This is a genomic window from Desulfobacter hydrogenophilus, assembly GCF_004319545.1.
Lineage (GTDB): Bacteria > Desulfobacterota > Desulfobacteria > Desulfobacterales > Desulfobacteraceae > Desulfobacter > Desulfobacter hydrogenophilus.
Map to the genome: position 1 here is coordinate 4,896,573 of NZ_CP036313.1, position 19,980 is coordinate 4,916,552.

19 protein-coding genes and 1 tRNA gene are annotated in these 19,980 nt (G+C 47.8%); 7 read left to right on the forward strand and 13 right to left on the reverse strand.

What is annotated here, in order from left to right; genetic code table 11:
* The first annotated feature begins 89 nt into the window (after positions 1-89).
* Genes EYB58_RS21785 through EYB58_RS21810 form a run of 6 tightly spaced genes read left to right on the forward strand, consistent with a single transcriptional unit; the run spans position 90 to position 6,661 of the window.
* Entirely contained in the window at positions 90-1,211 is a 1,122-nt protein-coding gene (locus EYB58_RS21785) for a branched-chain amino acid ABC transporter substrate-binding protein (protein ID WP_111958887.1), read from the forward strand.
* A 15-nt stretch (positions 1,212-1,226) separates the two neighbouring features.
* Positions 1,227-2,135 (forward strand): branched-chain amino acid ABC transporter permease, encoded by a 909-nt coding sequence (locus EYB58_RS21790; protein ID WP_111958889.1) that lies wholly within the window; start codon positions 1,227-1,229, stop codon positions 2,133-2,135.
* Positions 2,136-2,160: 25 nt separating this feature from the next.
* Positions 2,161-3,378 carry an ABC transporter permease subunit gene (locus EYB58_RS21795; protein ID WP_111958891.1) on the forward strand — a complete coding sequence of 406 codons (1,218 nt, stop codon included), beginning with the start codon at positions 2,161-2,163 and terminating at the stop codon, positions 3,376-3,378.
* Positions 3,379-3,380: 2 nt separating this feature from the next.
* Entirely contained in the window at positions 3,381-4,178 is a 798-nt protein-coding gene (locus EYB58_RS21800; protein ID WP_111958893.1) for an ABC transporter ATP-binding protein, read from the forward strand.
* The gene (locus EYB58_RS21805) at positions 4,171-4,878 is read left to right on the forward strand and encodes an ABC transporter ATP-binding protein (RefSeq protein ID WP_111958895.1); all 708 of its coding nucleotides are present in this window, start codon (positions 4,171-4,173) and stop codon (positions 4,876-4,878) included. Before EYB58_RS21800 ends, EYB58_RS21805 begins: the two co-directional genes overlap by 8 nt.
* Before the next feature lie 16 nt (positions 4,879-4,894).
* On the forward strand, positions 4,895-6,661 hold the full coding sequence (locus EYB58_RS21810) for an aminopeptidase P family protein (protein WP_111958897.1): 1,767 nt from the start codon (positions 4,895-4,897) through the stop codon (positions 6,659-6,661).
* Between the two features lie 243 nt (positions 6,662-6,904).
* Here the strand turns inward: EYB58_RS21810 and EYB58_RS21815 are convergent, their stop codons facing one another.
* The 8 genes from EYB58_RS21815 to EYB58_RS21850 form a co-directional block, all read right to left on the reverse strand.
* Positions 6,905-7,444, reverse strand: a complete 540-nt coding sequence (locus EYB58_RS21815; protein ID WP_111958899.1) for an LOG family protein — start codon at positions 7,442-7,444, stop codon at positions 6,905-6,907.
* A 3-nt stretch (positions 7,445-7,447) separates the two neighbouring features.
* On the reverse strand, positions 7,448-8,266 hold the full coding sequence (locus EYB58_RS21820) for an RnfABCDGE type electron transport complex subunit B (RefSeq protein ID WP_111958901.1): 819 nt from the start codon (positions 8,264-8,266) through the stop codon (positions 7,448-7,450).
* A complete protein-coding gene (locus tag EYB58_RS21825; RefSeq protein ID WP_242637481.1) occupies positions 8,263-9,051 on the reverse strand; it encodes an electron transport complex protein RnfA in 789 nt (262 codons plus the stop codon). The genes EYB58_RS21820 and EYB58_RS21825 overlap by 4 nt, the downstream gene beginning before the upstream one ends.
* Positions 9,052-9,166: 115 nt before the next feature.
* Entirely contained in the window at positions 9,167-9,784 is a 618-nt protein-coding gene (gene rsxE / locus EYB58_RS21830; RefSeq protein ID WP_111958903.1) for an electron transport complex subunit RsxE, read from the reverse strand.
* Positions 9,784-10,476 (reverse strand): RnfABCDGE type electron transport complex subunit G, encoded by a 693-nt coding sequence (locus EYB58_RS21835; RefSeq protein ID WP_111958905.1) that lies wholly within the window; start codon positions 10,474-10,476, stop codon positions 9,784-9,786. Before EYB58_RS21835 ends, rsxE begins: the two co-directional genes overlap by 1 nt.
* A gap of 4 nt (positions 10,477-10,480) precedes the next feature.
* Complete coding sequence (locus EYB58_RS21840; protein ID WP_111958907.1) at positions 10,481-11,497, reverse strand: RnfABCDGE type electron transport complex subunit D; 1,017 nt, start codon at positions 11,495-11,497, stop codon at positions 10,481-10,483.
* Positions 11,498-11,625: 128 nt separating this feature from the next.
* Positions 11,626-12,999, reverse strand: a complete 1,374-nt coding sequence (gene rsxC / locus EYB58_RS21845; RefSeq protein ID WP_111958909.1) for an electron transport complex subunit RsxC — start codon at positions 12,997-12,999, stop codon at positions 11,626-11,628.
* Positions 13,000-13,161: 162 nt separating this feature from the next.
* Entirely contained in the window at positions 13,162-13,896 is a 735-nt protein-coding gene (locus EYB58_RS21850) for a universal stress protein (protein WP_163354587.1), read from the reverse strand.
* 282 nt (positions 13,897-14,178) lie between these two features.
* On the opposite strand from EYB58_RS21850, the gene EYB58_RS21855 reads away from it, so the two are divergent.
* On the forward strand, positions 14,179-14,610 hold the full coding sequence (locus tag EYB58_RS21855; RefSeq protein WP_111958913.1) for a flavodoxin domain-containing protein: 432 nt from the start codon (positions 14,179-14,181) through the stop codon (positions 14,608-14,610).
* A 645-nt stretch (positions 14,611-15,255) separates the two neighbouring features.
* Here the strand turns inward: EYB58_RS21855 and EYB58_RS21860 are convergent.
* From EYB58_RS21860 to cbiQ, 5 genes are all read right to left on the reverse strand, one after another.
* Positions 15,256-15,332: transfer RNA gene (locus EYB58_RS21860), tRNA-Met, on the reverse strand.
* A gap of 222 nt (positions 15,333-15,554) precedes the next feature.
* Positions 15,555-17,138: a phosphoglycerate dehydrogenase gene (gene serA, locus EYB58_RS21865; protein WP_111958915.1), complete on the reverse strand. Its 1,584-nt coding sequence runs from the start codon at positions 17,136-17,138 to the stop codon at positions 15,555-15,557.
* Positions 17,138-18,226, reverse strand: coding sequence for a 3-phosphoserine/phosphohydroxythreonine transaminase (serC, locus tag EYB58_RS21870; protein ID WP_111958917.1), 1,089 nt, complete (start codon positions 18,224-18,226; stop codon positions 17,138-17,140). The genes serA and serC overlap by 1 nt, the downstream gene beginning before the upstream one ends.
* 159 nt (positions 18,227-18,385) lie before the next feature.
* Positions 18,386-19,096, reverse strand: a complete 711-nt coding sequence (locus EYB58_RS21875; protein ID WP_111958919.1) for an energy-coupling factor ABC transporter ATP-binding protein — start codon at positions 19,094-19,096, stop codon at positions 18,386-18,388.
* Positions 19,057-19,836: a cobalt ECF transporter T component CbiQ gene (cbiQ, locus tag EYB58_RS21880; protein ID WP_111958921.1), complete on the reverse strand. Its 780-nt coding sequence runs from the start codon at positions 19,834-19,836 to the stop codon at positions 19,057-19,059. The genes EYB58_RS21875 and cbiQ overlap by 40 nt, the downstream gene beginning before the upstream one ends.
* Between the last annotated feature and the right edge of the window lie 144 nt (positions 19,837-19,980).

Below are 19,980 nucleotides of genomic sequence, written 5' to 3' on the forward strand. Positions count from 1 at the left end.
AACGCTATCACCTAATTGACAGTACTAATGGTATCGGTATAATAAGGACCATAGTAAAATACCTTGACTTAACAAAAAAAGGGGAAAAAATGAAAAAATTTTTATTTGCAATGGGTTGTATATTGGCAGCTTGCCTTATCTTTTCCTGTGGTAAAAAAGAAGAAGCGGAGCAAACAATTAAACTTGGGGTTGCCGGAGCACATTCAGGTGATCTTGCATCCTATGGACTCCCGTCGGTGAATGCCGCCAAGTTGGTCGTCAAAAAAATCAATGCGAACGGCGGTGTGTTAGGCCATCAGGTAGAACTGCTGGTTGAAGACGATGCCTGTAAACCGGAAGTTGCCGGGAATACAGCAACAAAACTGATCTCCGACGGTGTTGATGTTGTCATGGGCCATATCTGCTCCGGCGCAACCAAGGCGGCTCTGGGCATTTACAAGGAAGCTAACCTTGTTACCATGTCTCCGTCTGCCACCAATCCGGACCTGACGTTGTCCGGTGATTACCCCAACTTTTTCAGAACCATCCCCCATGACGCCAAACAGGCCCAACTCCAGGTTAAATTTGCCACCCAGACCCTTAATGTTAAAAATGTCGTTATCCTTCATGACAAAGGGGATTACGGTAAGAGCCAGGCGGAACTTGCGAAAAAATACTTTGAGGAAGCTGGTGTGAATGTTCTGCTGTTCGAAGGGGTTACCCCGGGTGCCGTGGACTATTCGGCCATTGTTACCAAAGTGGAAAAACAGCAGCCTGACCTGGTTATCTGGGGCGGCTACCATCCTGAAGCCTCCAAGATCGTTACGCTGATGAGAAAACAGAGAATGGATACCCTGTTCATGGGCGCTGACGGCGTAAAAGATGATACGTTTATTAAGGTTGCCGGTGAGTATGCTGAAGGCGTCTATGCTACAGGTCCCATGGATATTTCTAACAACCCCATGGCCAAGATGGCAAAAGAGGAACACCAGAAAGAGTTCGGTTCTGATCCCGGCGCTTTTTTTGACGCGGCATATGCAGCCACCCAGGCTCTGCTCAACGCCATTGAGAAAGCGGGTTCCACTGACTATGAAAAGGTGGTTCAGGCGCTAAGAACTGAATATGTTGAGACGCCTTTGGGAAAAATTCGCTTTGACGAAAATGGTGACGCCACAGGTATCGGATTTTCCGTATACAAAGTAACCAATGGCAAATTCGTTGAAGAAAAGTAATAAAACAGGTTACACATGGATTATGATTTTTTTTTAAAACTGTTCCTGGGCGGATTGACCCGGGGGAGCATCTATGCCTTGATTGCTCTGGGGTACACCATGGTGTACGGCATTATCGAACTAATTAATTTTGCCCATGGTGAAATCTATATGATTGGGGCTTTTACTGCGCTTATCATTTCCACGGTTTTGACCATGTCCGGCTTTCCTGCCTTGGCTGTGACGCTGATTGCAGCGACAGCAGCTGTATTTTATGCCTGCTGCTACGGATATACCATGGAAAAGATTGCCTACAAGCCTCTGCGAACGGCCCCTCGGCTGTCTGCACTGATCAGCGCCATCGGCATGTCATTGTTTCTTCAAAATTATGTATTGCTTGCCCAGACATCCGATTTTTTGCCGTTTCCCAGCCTGATTCCTGATTTTGAATTCTGGGAACCCTATGCACATATCATGTCCGCCCCGGAGCTTGCCATTATTGTCACCACGATCATCGTCATGGTCGGGTTGACCCTTCTGATCAAATTCACCCAGATCGGCAAGGCCATGCGGGCCACATCCCAGGATAAAACCATGGCCATGCTGCTCGGGGTCAATGTCAACCGGGTCATCTCCTTTACTTTCATCATCGGGTCCGGTACGGCTGCCATCGGCGGTATGCTCATCGCCTCCCACATCGGCCAGATTAATTTTTACATGGGATTTATTGCCGGCATCAAGGCCTTTGTAGCAGCCGTTTTAGGCGGCATAGGAAGCATTCCCGGCGCTGTTTTAGGATCCTTGATCCTGGGATGGACTGAAAGTTTTTTCACCGGTTATATTTCCAGTGATTATGAAGATGTATTTGCCTTTTTATTCCTGGTTCTGATCCTGATATTCAGACCATCCGGAATTTTAGGCCGAGCGGAAACCAAAAAAGTTTAATTGCAATGAATCAAAGATAGAAATTATGAATCTGTTACAAGAACTCAAACAGTCCACCATTGCAGCGGTCTGGTTTATGTTCCTAACCTTTCCTCTTATGGTGATCAAGGTCAATACCGTAACCAAAACCATTGAGTGGCGCTGGTGGAATATGGCCTTTATCGGCATTGCTTTTTTTTTCCTGTCCGCCCTGTGGCGCTACATGATTAAGCACAAAGAAAAAAATACAGGGAAATTTAGCCCAGGTAAAAAAATATCTGCGATCAGAAAACGTCTGGCAGAAAAACGGTTCTTTGTTCCCGCCATGGTTTTGTTAACGATTACCACCCTGGCGTTTCCCTACTCTTTTTCCCTGTACCAAACCAACATCATGATTTCAGCATTAATTTATGTGATGCTGGGCTTAGGACTCAACATCGTCATCGGCCTGGCAGGGCTTCTGGATCTGGGATATGTGGCCTTTTTTGCCGTGGGCGCCTATGCCTATGCACTTTTACATCTGAATTTCGGTATGACCTTCTGGATGGTGCTTCCCCTGGGGGGGCTTCTGGGTGCCATTATGGGCATTATCCTGGGGTATCCCGTACTTCGCCTGAGAGGCGACTATCTGGCCATTGTTACGTTAGGCTTTGGTGAAATCATCCGTCTGGTCCTTGAAAACTGGAATGAATTTTCCAAGGGTCCCAGCGGCATTGCCAATATCCCAAAACCCGGTCTATTTGGGCTTGACCTGACACTCCAGCAGCACTCCATCTACCTGTATTATATTATTGTGGCACTGGTTATTTTTACCATTTTTGTGATCAACCGTCTCCAGGATTCCCGGATCGGACGGGCCTGGATCGCCCTGAAAGATGATGAAATCGCCTGCCAGGCCATGGGCATTGATAAGGCCAAAACCAAACTGCGCGCCTTTGCGCTGGGAGCCACCTGGGCCGGCATGGCCGGCGTGGTTTTTGCCGCCAAGACCACATTTGTAAATCCGGCCAGTTTCACCATCTGGGAATCGGTCATTATTTTGTGTACTGTTGTACTAGGCGGCATGGGCTCCATTGCCGGTGTCATTGCCGGTGCCTTGATGCTGATTCTTCTGCCTGAATATCTTCGAGCCGTATCTGAATACCGGATGATTGTTTTTGGCGCCGTCCTGGTGCTGATGATGGTCTTCAAGCCCGGCGGACTGATTGAAAACGTCAGAAAAACCTATCACTACAAAGGACACGAACACATCACTGCGGAATAGATATGAACAAACCCATTTTGGAAGTTAAAAACCTGACCATGGATTTTGGAGGGTTGCGGGCCATTAACAGCCTGGATCTGAATATCAACCAGGGGGAGATTGCCGCTCTGATCGGTCCCAACGGGGCAGGGAAAACCACATTTTTTAACTGTATCACAGGAATTTATACCCCCACCCAGGGAGATGTTTTTATTCGGCCCAACGGGAATGATGCAACCAAAAAACGAATCAACGGGCTCAAACCCAACCTGGTGACCCGCAAAGGCCTGGCCCGAACATTTCAAAACATCCGGCTGTTTGCGTCCATGACGGTGCTGGAAAATGTCATGATCGGCTGCTACCCCGTCACAAAAGCCGGGATACTTGGCGCCATTTTCAGAGGCCCCGCCACCCGTGCCGAAGAGCAGTCTATCGTGGATAAAAGTTACGGGATCCTAAAAAAAATCGGTCTTGAAACATATGTGGATGAATTGGCCCTGAACCTGCCTTACGGTGCCCAGCGGCGCCTGGAAATTGCCAGGGCCATGGCCACGGATCCCTTTCTGCTTCTTCTTGACGAACCTGCGGCGGGTATGAACCCCAAAGAGACCCAGGCCCTGAACGAATTAATTCTGAAGTTAAGAGACGAAGAGCAAATTTCGATCCTTTTAATCGAACACGACATGAAACTTGTCATGACCCTGTCTGACAACATCTTTGTGGTGGATTACGGTAAAAAAATTGGTGAAGGCACCCCTGAGCGGATACTGAATAATCCGGTGGTGATCAAAGCGTACCTGGGAGAAGATATAGATGCTTAAGATCAGAAATGTACAAACCTATTACGGCAATATTCAGGCCTTAAAAAATATCAGCATGGACGTCCAGGAAGGTGAAATCATAACCCTGATTGGGGCCAACGGTGCCGGAAAATCTACAACCCTGATGACACTGTGCGGGGTGGTACCTGCCACCAGCGGCACCATTGAATTCCAGGGTCGGAATATCACCGGCATGCCTGCCGACCAAATCGCAGCATTAGGCATCAGCCAGGTGCCCGAAGGCCGCAGGATTTTTCCCTATCTCACGGTCATGGAAAATCTGGACATGGGGACCTTTTTACGAAAGGACAAGGATCAAATAAAACAGGATTTAAAAAATGTATTTCAAATGTTTCCCATTCTGGCTGATCGAAGAAACCAGCAGGGCGGCACTCTAAGCGGTGGGGAACAGCAGATGCTTGCCATTTCCCGGGCCATCATGAGCAAACCCAAACTGCTGTTGCTCGACGAACCGTCTCTTGGGCTTGCGCCCATCATCACCAAACGGATTTTCAATATTATCAAAAAAATCAACCAGGAATATAAAACCACCATATTTCTGGTTGAGCAGAACGCTAACCTGGCGCTTAAACTGGCAGACCGTGGATATGTTATGGAGATCGGTGCCATCACCATGACCGACACAGGAGAAAACCTTCTGGCCAGTGAAGCGGTCAAAAAAGCATACCTTGGCATGTAACATAAGGAATGGACAATTGAATACACAAGATAAACTTTGCCTGCTGCGAAGGAAGATGGATGAGGCCGGTGTCAGTGCCGTGATCATTCTCAATGCAGACCCCCATCAAAGTGAATACCTGGCCGAACACTGGCAGTCCCTGAAATGGCTGACCGGATTTTCCGGTTCTGCCGGTACGGCTGTGGTCACAAAAACACAGGCGGGAATGTGGACGGATTTTCGCTATTGGATCCAGGCCGCTGCCCAGTTGGACAGTTTTGAACTTTTCAGGCAGGGCGATACGGATGTCCCTGCCTTTGACCAATGGCTGACCCATACGTTGTCCACCAATGACCGCATTGCCCTGGATGGAAAAATGGTGTCCGCAGCCCAGGCCGACAGGCTGAAAAAAGAATTTTCACAAAAGGGCATTGTTTTAGACACCACTATGGACCTGGTCTCCGATCTGTGGCAGGATCAACCGCCCATGCCCAGGAGCCCGGCCTTTGAGCTGGATGTCGTCTATGCGGGTGAAGCCCGGAAAGAAAAATTTGCTCGCATACGCAAAAAAATGGCTGATTATAATGCTGATTACCATGTACTGGCCGCCTTAGATGATATTGCCTGGACCTTTAATCTCAGGGGAGAAGACATTCACTCTAATCCGGTGAACCTGGCCTTTGCCCTAATCACCATGGATAAAATCAGTTTATTCATTGATCCTGCCAAGGTCAGTCCGGCACTCGGGGCAGCCCTTAAGACGGATGGCGTTGCATTATTTGGCTACAACGCTTTTTACGAAACAATTCAGAATCTGAACAAAAAATATAGGGTACTGCTTGATCCCGAAAGAATTTCAGATTTTATTTACCAGGCCATAGATAAACGTTTGGATATCATTAAGCATTCAAACCCTTCGGTAATGTTTAAATGCCTGAAAAATAAAGTTGAAATCTCCCATATCCGTGAGACTGCCGTCAAAGACGGACGAGCCGTGGTCAATTTTCTGCACTGGCTTAACACAAGTAATACGCCCAAAACTGAAATTTCAGCCGCAGAACAACTTTTGAATTTTCGCAAAGAACAGGATGCCTTTATCCACCCCTCCTTTGACTCTATTATGGCATTTAAGGAACATTCAGCCATCTGCCATTACAGTGCCGACGCTGATACGGATCGGCCCTTAAGTCCTGATGCCATGTTTCTCACCGATTCCGGGGGCAATTACCTGACCGGTACCACGGACATTACACGCACGGTGCACTTAGGATCACCGACAACCCACGAAATCCGGGATTACACCCTGGTACTCAAAGCCCACATTGCCGTTGCAACGGCACGCTTTCCCACCACAGCCAGGGGGTACCAAATAGATGCCATGGCACGCCGGAATTTATGGCAGCAGGGACTTGACTTTGGGCACGGTACAGGCCATGGGGTGGGGTTTTTCCTTTGCGTGCACGAAGGTCCGGCACGGTTAAGCGCACTTCCCGTGGATATCGCGCTTGGACCCGGCATGCTTTTGACCAACGAGCCCGGCCTTTACCGGGAAGGACAGTACGGAATCCGGCTTGAAAACATGATTCTTGTCATCGAAGACAAGGAAACGCAGTTCGGCAAATTTTTAAAATTTGAGAACATAACCTTTTGCCATTTTGAACGCAGCCTTATGGATAAAAACATGCTGAGCTTCGCGGAGATAAACTGGATCAATGATTATCATCAGATGGTTTATGAACGGCTGGCACCGGGTCTTGATGCCCCGGTCCGGCAATGGCTTGGATATAAGACCAAACCTCTTTGAGGGCAATGTTATAAAAAGCTGTGTAAGTTATACAGCTTTTTATTATAAAAACTTCGTGTTCTCCGCGAACTTTGTGGTTCTAATCTGAAACTCGATCATCAAATTTTTAAGAAATTTGTTCAAATTCAAGGCGGAAACAATTTTTAACCGGAGGAATATACAACATATTTTGAGGATTAAAACTTTTTTCCAACGCCGAAGTTGGGCAAATTAACAAAAACTTGATCATCGAGTGAAAGTATCTTAACTGTCCAGGAACAAATCCAGCAGCGCCTTGGGGTCTTCTTTAATAATGAGTTTTGTTTCCATCTCTTTTCTAATGAATCCCTGATCGACGCCATGCTGCATAAACGCATTCAAATGATCATAATATCCGACCACGTTGAGTAATGCACATGGCTTTTTATGAATCCCAAGATGGGACCAACTCAGTATTTCAAAAAGTTCGTCCATGGTGCCGATACCGCCGGGCAGTGCAATAAACCCGTCCGACAGATCAGCCATCATGAACTTTCTTTCATGCATGGACCCCACAACCACAAGCTCTGTTAAGCCAGGATGGCTGATTTCCCGGTTGATCAGGGGTTCGGGAATAACGCCTGTGACCCTGCCACCGCCGTTAAGAACGGTGTCAGCCAGTGTGCCCATAAGCCCCACACTGCCACCGCCGTAAACCAGGTCAATATCCTTTACCACCATGGCATGACCAAGGGCTGCTGCGGCCTGCCGGTATTCAGGACGGCCCCCGTCACTGGAACCGCAGAATACACATATTTTCTGCATTCTTTATTCCACCTGGGTTCCCACGAAATGAATGCATCCAGTGGGGCATTTTTCAATGGCCTTCATGGCCTCTTCACGTTTTTGGACTGAATAGTCATCATAACTGCATTTAGACAGATTCTCCGAGATGGTGAAAAGATCTGACACCTTTGCACAGGCTTTGCATCCAACGCATGCATTTTTACATACGGCTTTGGCATCCTTTGCCTTATCTTTATTGGAACAGGCCACCACAGGAATGGTCTCTTCCCTGAACCCTTCAATGGAAATGATACCTCTCGGGCAAGCCTTGGCGCAGGCACCGCAACCGATACATTTTTCATAGTCCACTTGGGCAAGGCCGTCTACGATATGAATGGCGTCGTAATTACAGGCCTGAACACAGTCGCCAAACCCAAGGCACCCAAAGGTGCAGGCCTGGACGCCGGCCACTTGCTGGGCAGATGCGCACCGCTGTTCTCCCATGTATTGGGTCAGCCCTAATCGACTGGACAATGGTGCGTTGCAATGGACGATGGCATGCATGGGCACCATATCGCCTACATCAACACCCATGATACCGGCAATCTCTTTGGCACAGGCCTTGCCGCCCACCGTGCATTTGTTCACAGGATCATTGTCCATGACGATGGCAACCGCATAGTCGCTGCACCCAAGATAACCGCATCCCCCGCAGTTTGCACCGGGAAGTGCTTCCCTGACCGCCTCGATTTTAGGGTCCACCTCAACCATAAATTTTTTATTGGCCCACCCCAGGATATAGGAAAATATCACAGCCATAACCAGCATACTCGCGCCAGCAATACCAAGGGAAATCATCATGGCATTATTACTCCCTGGATGTTACAGTCTTTAATATCAAGCAGGGCAACACTCTCCCCTTGCGCTACAGCCTGGGAAACCTGGGGCGAAGGACGTAATGCCTTTTTAACGCCTGAATCCACACCGGTAAATCCCATGAAGGCAATGGCTAAAATCCCTCCAATGACCAAGGTAATGGCAGCCCCTTCAAAGGGTTTAGGAATATCGCAAAGTTCCAGTTCTTCCCGAATACCCGCCATAATCACGATGGCAATGGTGAATCCCAGTCCACCAAAAAGGGCCAAAGTCATGGCTCGTCCCAAGTCCCACATCTCTTTGGGGTTATCAACGCCCGCCACATGGTTCATAATGGTCAGGCAAGCAAAAAGGATGGCACAATTAGTTGTAATTAGAGGTAGAAACACCCCGAAGGACCGGTAAAGCGGCGGAAAAAATTTTCTGACATACATCTCCACAAACTGAACCGAAGAGGCAATGGCAAAAATATATACAATGTAACTGAGCACTGTCAGATCAATTTGCGCGGCTGCTTCAGGCGTGGTAAAAAAACCGGCAATAAAAGCTGACACCGGTGCGCCTGGAATCAGTACAAAAACCGTGATGCTCCAGGAAAGGAATGCGGCAATACTCATGACAAAGGTCACAGCACATCCCATGCCAAAGGCCATCTCAACCTTCTTGGACACTCCCACAAACGGGCAGATACCCACAAAGTAATAAAATATAAAGTTGTTAATTATCGAAGCTGATAGGGCAATCAGCAGGATATCCACAAAATAGTCCATTAGACCCGCCTCAATCTTTTATAAATTTTCATCTAAATTGTACCTAAAGGAAACCCGTGTTTGGACGCAAAGTTGCCCAGATGCAGATGGTTGACTTTTCGTTCAAACATTAAATTCATTTACGGGCTTCCTCCCGTTTAAAATCAATATAGTTCACCAGTCCCAACAACAGCCCCAGCGTAATGAATGCACCGGGGGGCAGAACCATGATGACCCAGTCCGGCCATAAAGCCGGCAGAACCCTGAATCCCATGAGCATCCCTGTACCCAGAATTTCCCTGACCGCAGCAATACTTGCCAGTGCCAGCCCAAATCCAAGGGCCTGGCCCAGGCCGTCGGCCGCTGCGGTAAATGGATTCTGCTTGGACGCACACACCTCACACCGGCAGATGATCAGGCAGTTAACAATGATCAACGGGATATAGGGGCCAAGGGTTTTACTCATCTGGAACAGATATGCGGCCAGAACCCTGTCCGCCACCGTTACAAAGGTAGCAATGGTCAGAGTAAAAACCACGATCCGCAGATGGGGTTTTAACAGGTTCCGGATCAAGCTGATCACAACATTGGCACAGACCAGAACAAAAGCCACAGAAACGGCCATGGTTAACGCCGGCTTCATGCCGTTGGTAACAGCCAGGGTGGGACAGAGCCCAAGAAGCTGCCGGTAGACGGGGTTCTCGGGCAGAATCCCCTGTATAAATCTCTCTATCGCTGTGGGTTGATCAGCCATCAGGAACGCTCCTTATTTTTACCGGGTTCTTTGTTTTGAACAGCCGGGGTTTTGTTATTTTCAGGGCTGTCAGTAACCTGAAGCTGAGATGCCACATTGGCAAGGGTCGTATTAACGATGCCGGTCACACTTTTTGAAGAAATGGTGGCGCCGGAAATGGCGTCGATCTCATCTTCTTTGGCCCCGCTCCCTTTAACAACGGAAAGATGTTTTTCCGTAGATTTTTCTTTGAACTGGCCTCGCCAGGCATCTTCCAGGATCTTGGCGCCCAGGCCGGGCGTCTCTTTCTGGTCCAGAACAAAAAGCCCTGTAATACTTTTGCCCTGGGCATCAAGTCCCACCAGCAACTCAATCTTATCTGCATATCCCTGGCCATCGGCTTTAACCACATGTCCAACCATTTTCCCTTCCGGCAGCCAGGCATCATACACGGTGTAAAATTTGGTGGTTCCGTTTTTATTTACTTCAACCACCCGTGATTTGATGGTCAGGGACTGGTTGTCGGCGGCAAGCTCGGCAGCCAAATCATCTCCAAGCACCAGTACGGGGATTTTTGCCATGGTCTCTTTGATCTTGTTCGCCTCAATCACAGGCCCGAGTTTTACCTGGATGCCAGCAAGGGCGGTGCCAAACAGGGTGGCAAGGAGAAGTACCAACCAGGCTTGAGCCAAGTTACTGTTTTTCAATGACATTATATCATGCCTCCCTTTGTCCCATGGGTTGGGGAATGGTCCAGCGGTTGATCAGCGGGGTCATAGCATTCATGATCAGCACGGCAAACATCACACCTTCCGGATAACCGGAAAAAAGGCGGATAACCATGATCAGACAACCGGTACCCACGCCGAAAATCATTTTCCCTTTAGCAGTTAACGGAGATGTCACGGGATCCGTGGCAATGAAAAATGCACCAAACATCAGTGCGCCTGCAAACAGATGGTGCAACAGGAACACCCCTTGATATCCCCCTGCGATGTCCGTAATTGCCGCGATCAGGGCAACGGTTATCAAAATACTTGCAGGAATCTGCCAGGAAGCGGTTTTTCTATAAATCAGATAAAGCCCCCCTATAATGCAGGCAATGGCACTCACCTCACCGACGGACCCGTTGGTAACACCCATAAACAATGGAGCAATACCGGTATGAACGCCATTGAACTTCAATGCACTCAACGGTGTTGCCCCGGACACGGCATCCACCAGTCCAGTTACATTTTCATAGGCACCTGCCCCCATGAGCTGTGCAAAGGCAATCATGACAAAAGCCCGCCCAACCATGGCAGGATTGAATATGTTCATGCCAACGCCGCCGAATATGATCTTGCCGATCCCGATGCCGACGACCGAGGCTAAAGCCCCCACAAACCAGGGGGCTGACCCCGGCATGGAAAGGCCTAAAATGATGCCCGTAACTATGGCGGAGCAATCTTTTAACGTAAAAAATTTGCCCCTCATTCGGACAAAGAGATATTCCGCAGCAAGGCAGACCGCCACACAAACAAGAATCTGTTTAAGGGCATAAAACCGAAATAAATAAAGAGATACGACAATGGCAGGTGACAGCCCAATGATCACATCGACCATCATCCTTTGTGTGCTCGCCCTGCTATCTGAAATATGCGGGGACGGGGCCACGTGGATGAAGGGCGGCTTTCGCCCGGGCCTGTTTTCATGCGACATGGCTGAATCTATCTGTCTATTTGTGTCTGACACGTTTTGTTCCTTGTATCAATTGATCTTTTGTTTTTATATTAATCCGAATTTAGCCGGATTCGTTCTTCTTTCCTTCAAGTGCCTGAACAGCATAACGCAACGGTCCAAAGCCGATTTCAGGCATAAAGTCAACGACGTTCCCAGGCGTTTAGCTGGGCCTTGCCCTCACGAATCAACTGGACCAGATTCAACTTTGCCGGACATACATAGGAACAGCTCCCGCATTCAACACAGGCACGAATATGGTATTGTCCGGCAAGCTCGGGATTCTTATACCGGGCCGCTAACGCCAGCTTTGTGGGCACAAGGTTCATGGGACAGGCGTCCACACAGCGCCCGCAACGCACGCAATGGGTCTCCTCTGCCTTGCGGACCTCGTCATGGGTAAGGATCGTCAGCCCTGATGAGCCCTTGGTTACGGGGGCAGACAGATCTGAGAATGAAAAGCCCATCATGGGGCCGCCGGAAATAATCCGGGCTGCATCCGGCGTCAGTCCGCCGCAGAAGTCAACAACCTGAGCCAAAGAGACCCCTATGGGCACAAAAATATTCTTCGGGTTGCAGATCCCACGGCCGGAAACACTGATCACCCTGTGTGTCATGGGAATGTCCTTGATAATGCTGCGGGCGACTGTAGCCATGGTTTGCACATTACTAATGGCAACACCCGCATCAGCCGGCAGACCTCCCAACGGAATCTCAAGACCCAGCACTGCTTTTACAAGATGCTTTTCACTTCCCTGGGGATATTTGGTCTTAAGCACGGCAACCTGCACCACAGTCTTCCGGGCTGCATCTTGAAGGTGTCTTATTGCCTCGGGTTTATTGTCCTCAACACAAATGACAATTTCCCTGGCTGAAACAGCCCTTCCCGCCAAAAGCGCGCCGGTCACGATAGCCTCAGGTGCCTCAACCATCAGCCTGTAATCACAGGTTAGATATGGCTCGCACTCGCACCCGTTCACCATTAAGGTATCAATCATCCGGGTATCATTGGGCATCACCTTGACATGGGTGGGGAACGCGGCCCCGCCTAAGCCCACTATACCGGACGCCTGAATCTTTTTCACAATGTCCATGGGCTCGTAATCGGTAAAGCAGTCCTTGGGCCTGGGCCATTGTGTAAATCTCACATCTTCCCAGATTCTTTCCGGGGGGATCTGCTCCCCTTCCGCCTGGATGGCGATAGCGTCAAGACGCCTGCCGTTGGGCAGGGTTACCTTTATATTTCTTTTAACTTTTCCGGCAATTGGCGCGTGAAGTGAGGCGGAAACAAAGGCTTCTCCCTTACCAACCATCTGCCCGTAACTAACCGTTTCCCCGGACTTGACAATCTGCTTGCAGGGCACCCCAAGATGCTGAAGCAACGGTAACGTCACTGTTCCGGGTGTTTCCATCACTTCAACAGCCATATTGGCGGACAACGCTTTATTATCCGGAGGGTGAATCCCATGGGGAAAACTGCCGGTTCCCGGAAATCCCTTTAATCTAAATAAACCCATAAATTCCTGTACACCTTGTTTCTGATCTACCTAATACAACGCCTAAAAGACAGTCTTTAAAAAAATCCATAAAAAAAGAATGTAGAATTCCAGATTTTTTAATTTTTATCAAGCCCCAAATTTTAAAAAATAAATACTTGTTAATTGGGACTAAAAACCAAGCTATTGAACCACCCAGACAACGTGATTCTCAGCATGTCTGAAAATTCTATTGCCAACCCGCATCAAAAACAGTCTTTTCAGAGTTGAAAGCCCGCGCCGACCGATAACAATGGTTCCGTAACCTCCATAGCGGGCCTTATTAAGAATGCACAGGGTGGGATTTTTTTCTCCTTCTACGATTTCAAAGGAGACCTGATCTTCAGAAAAGCCGGCCTCCAACAGATACGCCACAGATAAATCAAACATTTCAGATGATTTTTTCTGATTTGACAACAAACGAGAACGATGTTGTGAATAACATAACAGTAACTTACAGTCCTGTATATTAATCATTGAACTTAAAGATTTCACCGCTTTTGTAATGGCCCGGGTGCCATCAAAGGCGATAAGAATATTCTTATGGGCAGGTTTTTTACCCACCACAATCAACGGAATATTCCTTATTTTTCCAAGCAGTCTCACGGGTAAACTGTTAACAAAAAAATCCTTAACTGCACTCTGCCCCTTGCGCCCCATGACCAACGCATCATATCCGAGTTGAGACTCTTCAACAATATCCCTGGCAATCCCCTGTTTTTTAATGTGTACCCGGGTTTGAATGGCATTGGCAGGAAAGCCTAAATCCAAAAGCAGATTTTTTGCCTTTTCCATGCCCATATTAATATTTTTTTTTCTTTGTGCCATACTGGCCCGAATTTCAGATGTCCGGAAGCAATAATCAAGGTTTTTTCTCATATGCCAAAAAGACCTGGGAATTTTTGTTTCAACATAAAAAATAACCACTTCGGTTCTGTCCTTTGGAAAAGTTTCTCCAACATACTCGAGCGAATCTACTGCAAAGTGGGAGTTGTCATAAGCAAGCAAAAGTTTAATTTTTCTTGGCTCTATCATGAATTTATATTACCTTATTATGGTTTTTGATTATACAACCCATGTGACAGAATAACTGTCGATATAACGTAATAAAAATTTAAACAAGTAAATTCAAGTAAATTCAAAATAAACAGGGATAAAAAAATGGGAACCATACTTATTGTGTATTCATCCAGAGTAGACGAAACAAAGGGAATAGCAGAATTAATCGCAGAGGGCGCTCGTCAGTCAGGGCACCAGGTGCAGGTTAAAACCGCTAAACAGATAGAAACCGAAAAAGATTTAACAGGTTTCGATGCTTACGTCTTCGGTTCCCCCACCTATCACGGAGAAATGCTGCCTTCCATGAAACAGGTTTTATTCATGGCTGAACACGCAAAGCTTGAGGACAAGCCGGGTGGCGCCTTTGGTGCGTATGGATGGAGCGGCGAGGCCAATAAAAGAATATTTGATACAATGAATTATATTTTCAAAATGAAAATGGCCTCCGGCCCTTTGATGATCAAGGCATCCTGGGTCGAAGACGGCGTTGACACCGCACAAGCCTACGGAAAAGAGATTGCTGAAATGATATAGTGTGTTCAACTCTCCTTCTGAGTCAATAAATTCAGGAGGGGGGAATAAATCCCGAGTCACCACAATACGCCCTTCCTGCTCGGCGATGTCGGTAATTTATGCATCCTCATAAGAAGAGGAACAGCAGACATCAAAAGTTGACTCAACTGCGCCGACCGACGGTATGCCGCCAGTCAGGCCGACAAAATAAAAATCAGCGGGCCAGCGGTCAAACACGGCTGCCGTTTTCTGTGTGGGGCACACCATATGATTCCACAATATCTTTAACAGATCAAGGAGGCTCAAGGGAACCACAATAAATTTGTGGAATGATTTTGATTTTCCAATTTGAAGCTCAATGATCAGCTCAGACCTCTGTTAGTCTCCACTGCCGGGGGCTTATCCCATCGCCTGTCAGTTCGCCTTACACGCCAATTCAGGGCATGGTGACTCATATCAGGCTCAACTTGTCGTGGTTTAGATGCTGAAAAATCGGCTCAAAACGGCGCGGTTAAATGCAGAAGGTTGACCGAAAATTCGGATAGCCCTCTCCACGGTGATGCCGGAAAGATCTCCCCAATTTTAAGGCAAGCAGGTAAGCCTTATTCAAAGGTTTGGACAAACTACAAAGGCCCCCAGCAAAAAAGCTGAGAGCCTTTATTTTTTTGGTAGCGGGGGAAGGATTTGAACCAACGACCTTCGGGTTATGAGCCCGACGAGCTACCAGACTGCTCCACCCCGCAACAACGAAAGAGAATATAGATCAAAAGGGCTCTTGAGTCAAAGTAAAATTAATGAATCTTGTACTTTTTACCTGCTCAAGTGAGTACTGCCGGTAGAATGAAACTTTTTTTCTGAAATTATCCGCCCAGCATCTATTTGAGCATCGCTGCACGGAACGCTATCGGGATCGAAATATCCATTATTTTCGATCCCGATAGCACTTTTACGAACAACTTACCTTTCTATAGCTCAAAGGTGGTCATACTGACCACAAGGTCAAGGTCTTCGATCTCCTTGACCACATTAGCCGGTACCGGGGTCTCTATTCTTAAGAATATAATATTTCTATCCCCGTCATCCTCACGGCCCACCATCATTCTGGAAATGTTGATGTTGTGCTCGCCTAATTTCAGGCCGATGGAGCCGATGGAACCAGGTTTATCCACATTATGGATGATAGCCAGATGGCCCTCGGGAATGACCTCTAAACGGAATTTATTAATTCTAACAATCCGGGCATCATCCTTTCCAAAAATGGTGCCTTCCAGGACATTGGTCTGGGTATCCGTGATCACGATCATCCGAACAAGGTTCAGGAAGTTGCCGGCCTCCTTGGCGGTGGATTCGGAAATTTTGATCCCCATCTCATTGGCCAGGGAAATGGCATTTACCGAATTGACCTCGTCCCCGACATATTCATTGAGGAGACCCTTTATTCCGTTAATGGTCAAAGGTTTGAGATCAAGGTCCGGAAATTTCCCGATGTATTCGATGTTGACCTCCCGCACGCCGCCCTTGGTGATCTGAGCCTGCATTTTCCCCATTTTTTCCACCAGGTAGAGAAAGGGTTTAAGCTGCTTTAAGACATCCCCGGTCACCGACGGTACATTCACGGCATTGATCACTGTGTCGTTTAACAGATAGGCGATAATCTGGTTGGCAGCCGCCACGGAAACATTGGTCTGGGCCTCCTTGGTAGATGCGCCTAAATGAGGCGTGGCAATCACCTGATCCAGCAGAAGCAGAGGATGGTCTGCGCTCGGGGGCTCGACGGAAAACACATCAAGGGCCGCACCTGCTACCTTTCCTGACTGGATGGCAGCATGCAGGGCTTCTTCATTGACAATACCGCCCCTGGCACAGTTGACAATCATGACGCCTGTCTTCATTTTTTCAAAGGCCTGGGCGTCCAGTAAGTCAATGGTGGCATCCATTTTAGGCACATGGATGGTGATATAATCCGACCGGGCATAGAGTTCATCCAACGTCACATATTCGAACCCGGCCTTTTCAATATGTTCCGAAGAGATATTGGGGTCGTACACAATGACGTTCATGCGCAACCCTTTGGCAAGACCTGCGGCAATGGAACCGATATTTCCGAAACCCACGACACCCAGGGTCTTGTTGAAAAGTTCCCGGCCCTGGAGCAGTTTCTTATCCCAGCGCCCGGCTTTCAGGGATGCGGTACCCCGGGGGATATTCCGGGTTAGGGCCATCATCATGGCAATGGCATGCTCGGCGGTGGTTACAGTGTTACCGCCCGGGGTATTCATGACGGCAACCCCTTTTTTGGTGGCCGCATCAATGTCCACATTATCCAGACCAATGCCGGCCCTTGCAATAACCTTAAGATTGCTTGCTGATTCAAGCAGGTCCGCAGTCACCTTGGTGGAACTCCGGATGGCCAAGCCATCGTATTGCCCAATGATCTCTTTGAGTTCTTCGGGGGAAAGACCAGTATTGACATCGACCTCTATGCCTTCCTGTTTTCTGAAAATATCAATGCCGGACTCATCCATTTTATCACTGATCAGTACCTTCATTATTTGGCCTCCTTTTGAAACACTTCCATAAATGCCACCAGGGCTTTAATACCCTCCATGGTGGCGGCATTATAAATAGAAGCCCTGCATCCGCCGACAGATCTGTGGCCCTTGAGACCGCCAAGTCCTTTGGCTGTTGCCTCTTTTATAAATTTTTGTTCAAGCTCTTCGCTGGGCAGACGGAAGGTTACGTTCATCAGAGACCTTGAGCCCTGGGCTGCTGTGGCCCGATAAAAATTACTTGCCTCCATAAAATCGTATAAAAGCCCGGCTTTTTCCTTATTAAAAGCTTCCATCTTTTCAAGGCCGCCCATCTCCTCTTCGATCCATTTAAGCACCAGATCAATGGTGTATATCCCAAAGCAGGGTGGGGTATTGTACATGGAATTTTTTTCTGCATAGGTGGAATATTTGAGCATGGAAGGCAGATCCGGATTGGCTGTTTCCAGAAGGTCTTTACGCAAAATTACCATGCAGGTGCCGGACGGTCCTAAATTCTTCTGGGCACCGGCGTAGATCATGCTGAATTTTTCCATGGGAAGGGGACGTGAAAAAAAATCGGATGACATATCCGCAATAAGCGGAATCCCGCCGGTGTCGGGAAAATCGGCAAACTGGGTTCCCTTAATGGTATTGTTGGAGGTGATGTGGACATATTTCGCATCTTTGCTGAAGGGGATATTTTCAGGGATATATGAAAAGTCCTTGTCCTCGGAAGAGGCCACGACCACATGTTTTTTATTCTGAATTTTAGCCTCTTTAATGGCTTTTGTAGACCAGGTCCCGGTATTAACATAGTCGGCACTTTGATCCCCGGAAAGAAAATTCATGGGAATCATGGCAAACTGTAAAGATGCCCCGCCCTGGAGGAAAAGAACATGATATTGGTCATCCAGTCCTAAAAGACGTTTGGTCCGTTCTACGGCATCATTGATAACATCGTCAAAATAGGAAGATCTGTGGCTGATTTCTGTGATGGACATGCCTGAATTGCTAAAGTTCAGGAAAGAAGCCTGAATTTCTTCAAGGACAGGCAGAGGCAGGGCCGCAGGGCCGGCATTGAAATTGAAAATTCTTTGGTCTGTCATTTTTTACCTTTCTGTTTATGGGTTATCTTTGTTTTCACTGTCCGTATATGTTTCATTGCCTCAAAACCCAAGGCAATCTGATATCCAACCCTATTCATTAACGCCCTCGCAGATGAAAATCAATAGCCTGACCACCTTTATGTAAAAATCATCCCGAAATCATCCCGCCGGTTTGAATTTATCTGAGGTGCATTGAAATCGAATCTGCCCGTTCTTCATGGCAAAGATGTCACGGGTGGTTTTTGCAAGGAAATCAAATTCATGGGACACCACGACATATCCCATATCCAGGTCATTGAGTAAATCGACTATCCGCCTTACGGTCTGCTCGTCCAGACCGGTGGTGGGCTCATCCAACAGCAGAACATCAGGTTCCATGACCAGTACCGTGGCCAGAGAGACCAGCTTCTTCTCCCCGCCGGAAAGCTTATATGTGATGCGGTCCTCAAAGCCGTCAAGATCTAAGGCCTGGAGCATTTTTTTTGACAATGCCACCGCTTCTTTGGGTGTTTTACCGTTGTTCAGCAATCCAAAGGCCACATCCTCGACAACAGTGGGGGAAAACAGCTGGTCATCCGCATTCTGGAATACAAATCCCAGACGCTTTCTTGCCTGTTTGAAATCTTTTTCACCTTCCATGGGCTGCCCAAACAGCCGAACAGAACCTGAATCGGGTTTGATCAGACCCATGAGCAAATGCATAAACGTGGATTTACCGCTACCATTAGGGCCGATCAATCCCAGGCGCTCCCCTTTGCGCAATTGAAAATTGAGACCGTTCAAAACCTGTCCTTGACCCGGATAAGAGAAACTTACGTTTTCCAGATCAATTAAAAATTCATCACATTGAAAGGCATTGGATTCAGCCATTCCATACTCCCCAGTACAATCAGAATTAATGCCAGGACAACTGATCCGATCCGGTCCAGGCCGGAAAATGAAAATCCGTGGATGCAGTAAAATCTGCCTTTGAATCCCCGGCAGAGCATGGACTGGTATACCCGGTCCGCCCTTGCCGTCGCACGAACCAGCAGCATCCCAAACAGATAGGCGTAGGTCCGGTAGGTGTGCAAATTGGTTTTGGGCTCAAACCCCCTGACTTTTATGGCCGTTGCCAGGCGCAAATATTCCTGCTCCAGCACAAACACGTACCGGTAGGCAAGGAGCATCAGATATACAATTTTTTCAGGCATGTGGATGCGGTTCAAGGCGTTCCCCAAAGTGGCAATGGTCATGGTGGTCACAAGTGAAAGAAAGGCCAACAGGATGGCATTGGATTTAAGTGTGATCTGGGCAGCCAGAATCACGCCCTGGACAGAGCCGTCCGCGGGCCCGATACAAAACAGGGGGGTCCCCTCAAAAGTGATGGGCAACAGCACAAAAAGTACCAGATTAAACCCGTTGATCACCGCCAGTCTTTTTAACGCCTTTTTTAAAGGGATTTGGGACAACCAGATCATTGCCATTGACAGCCCCAGCCCTGCCGCCATAGTGGGAAAGGATTTTGAAACGGCCAACAGAAAGGAAAACAGGGTGGCAAACACGATCCGCAACCTCGGATCAAGGCGGTGGAAAATGGAATTTCCACCAGCAAATGCTTCGCTCAGCATAGGAACCCCTTAACTTCTTTTTTTACGCCGATAACCGAAAAAGGTGCTGATCATCATTCTTCTCATTTGGAGTTCCTATCTTTTAATATAAAGTTGCGATGGATAAAATAAGAAAATTTCTTTATTATTACAAGAGTAAAGATA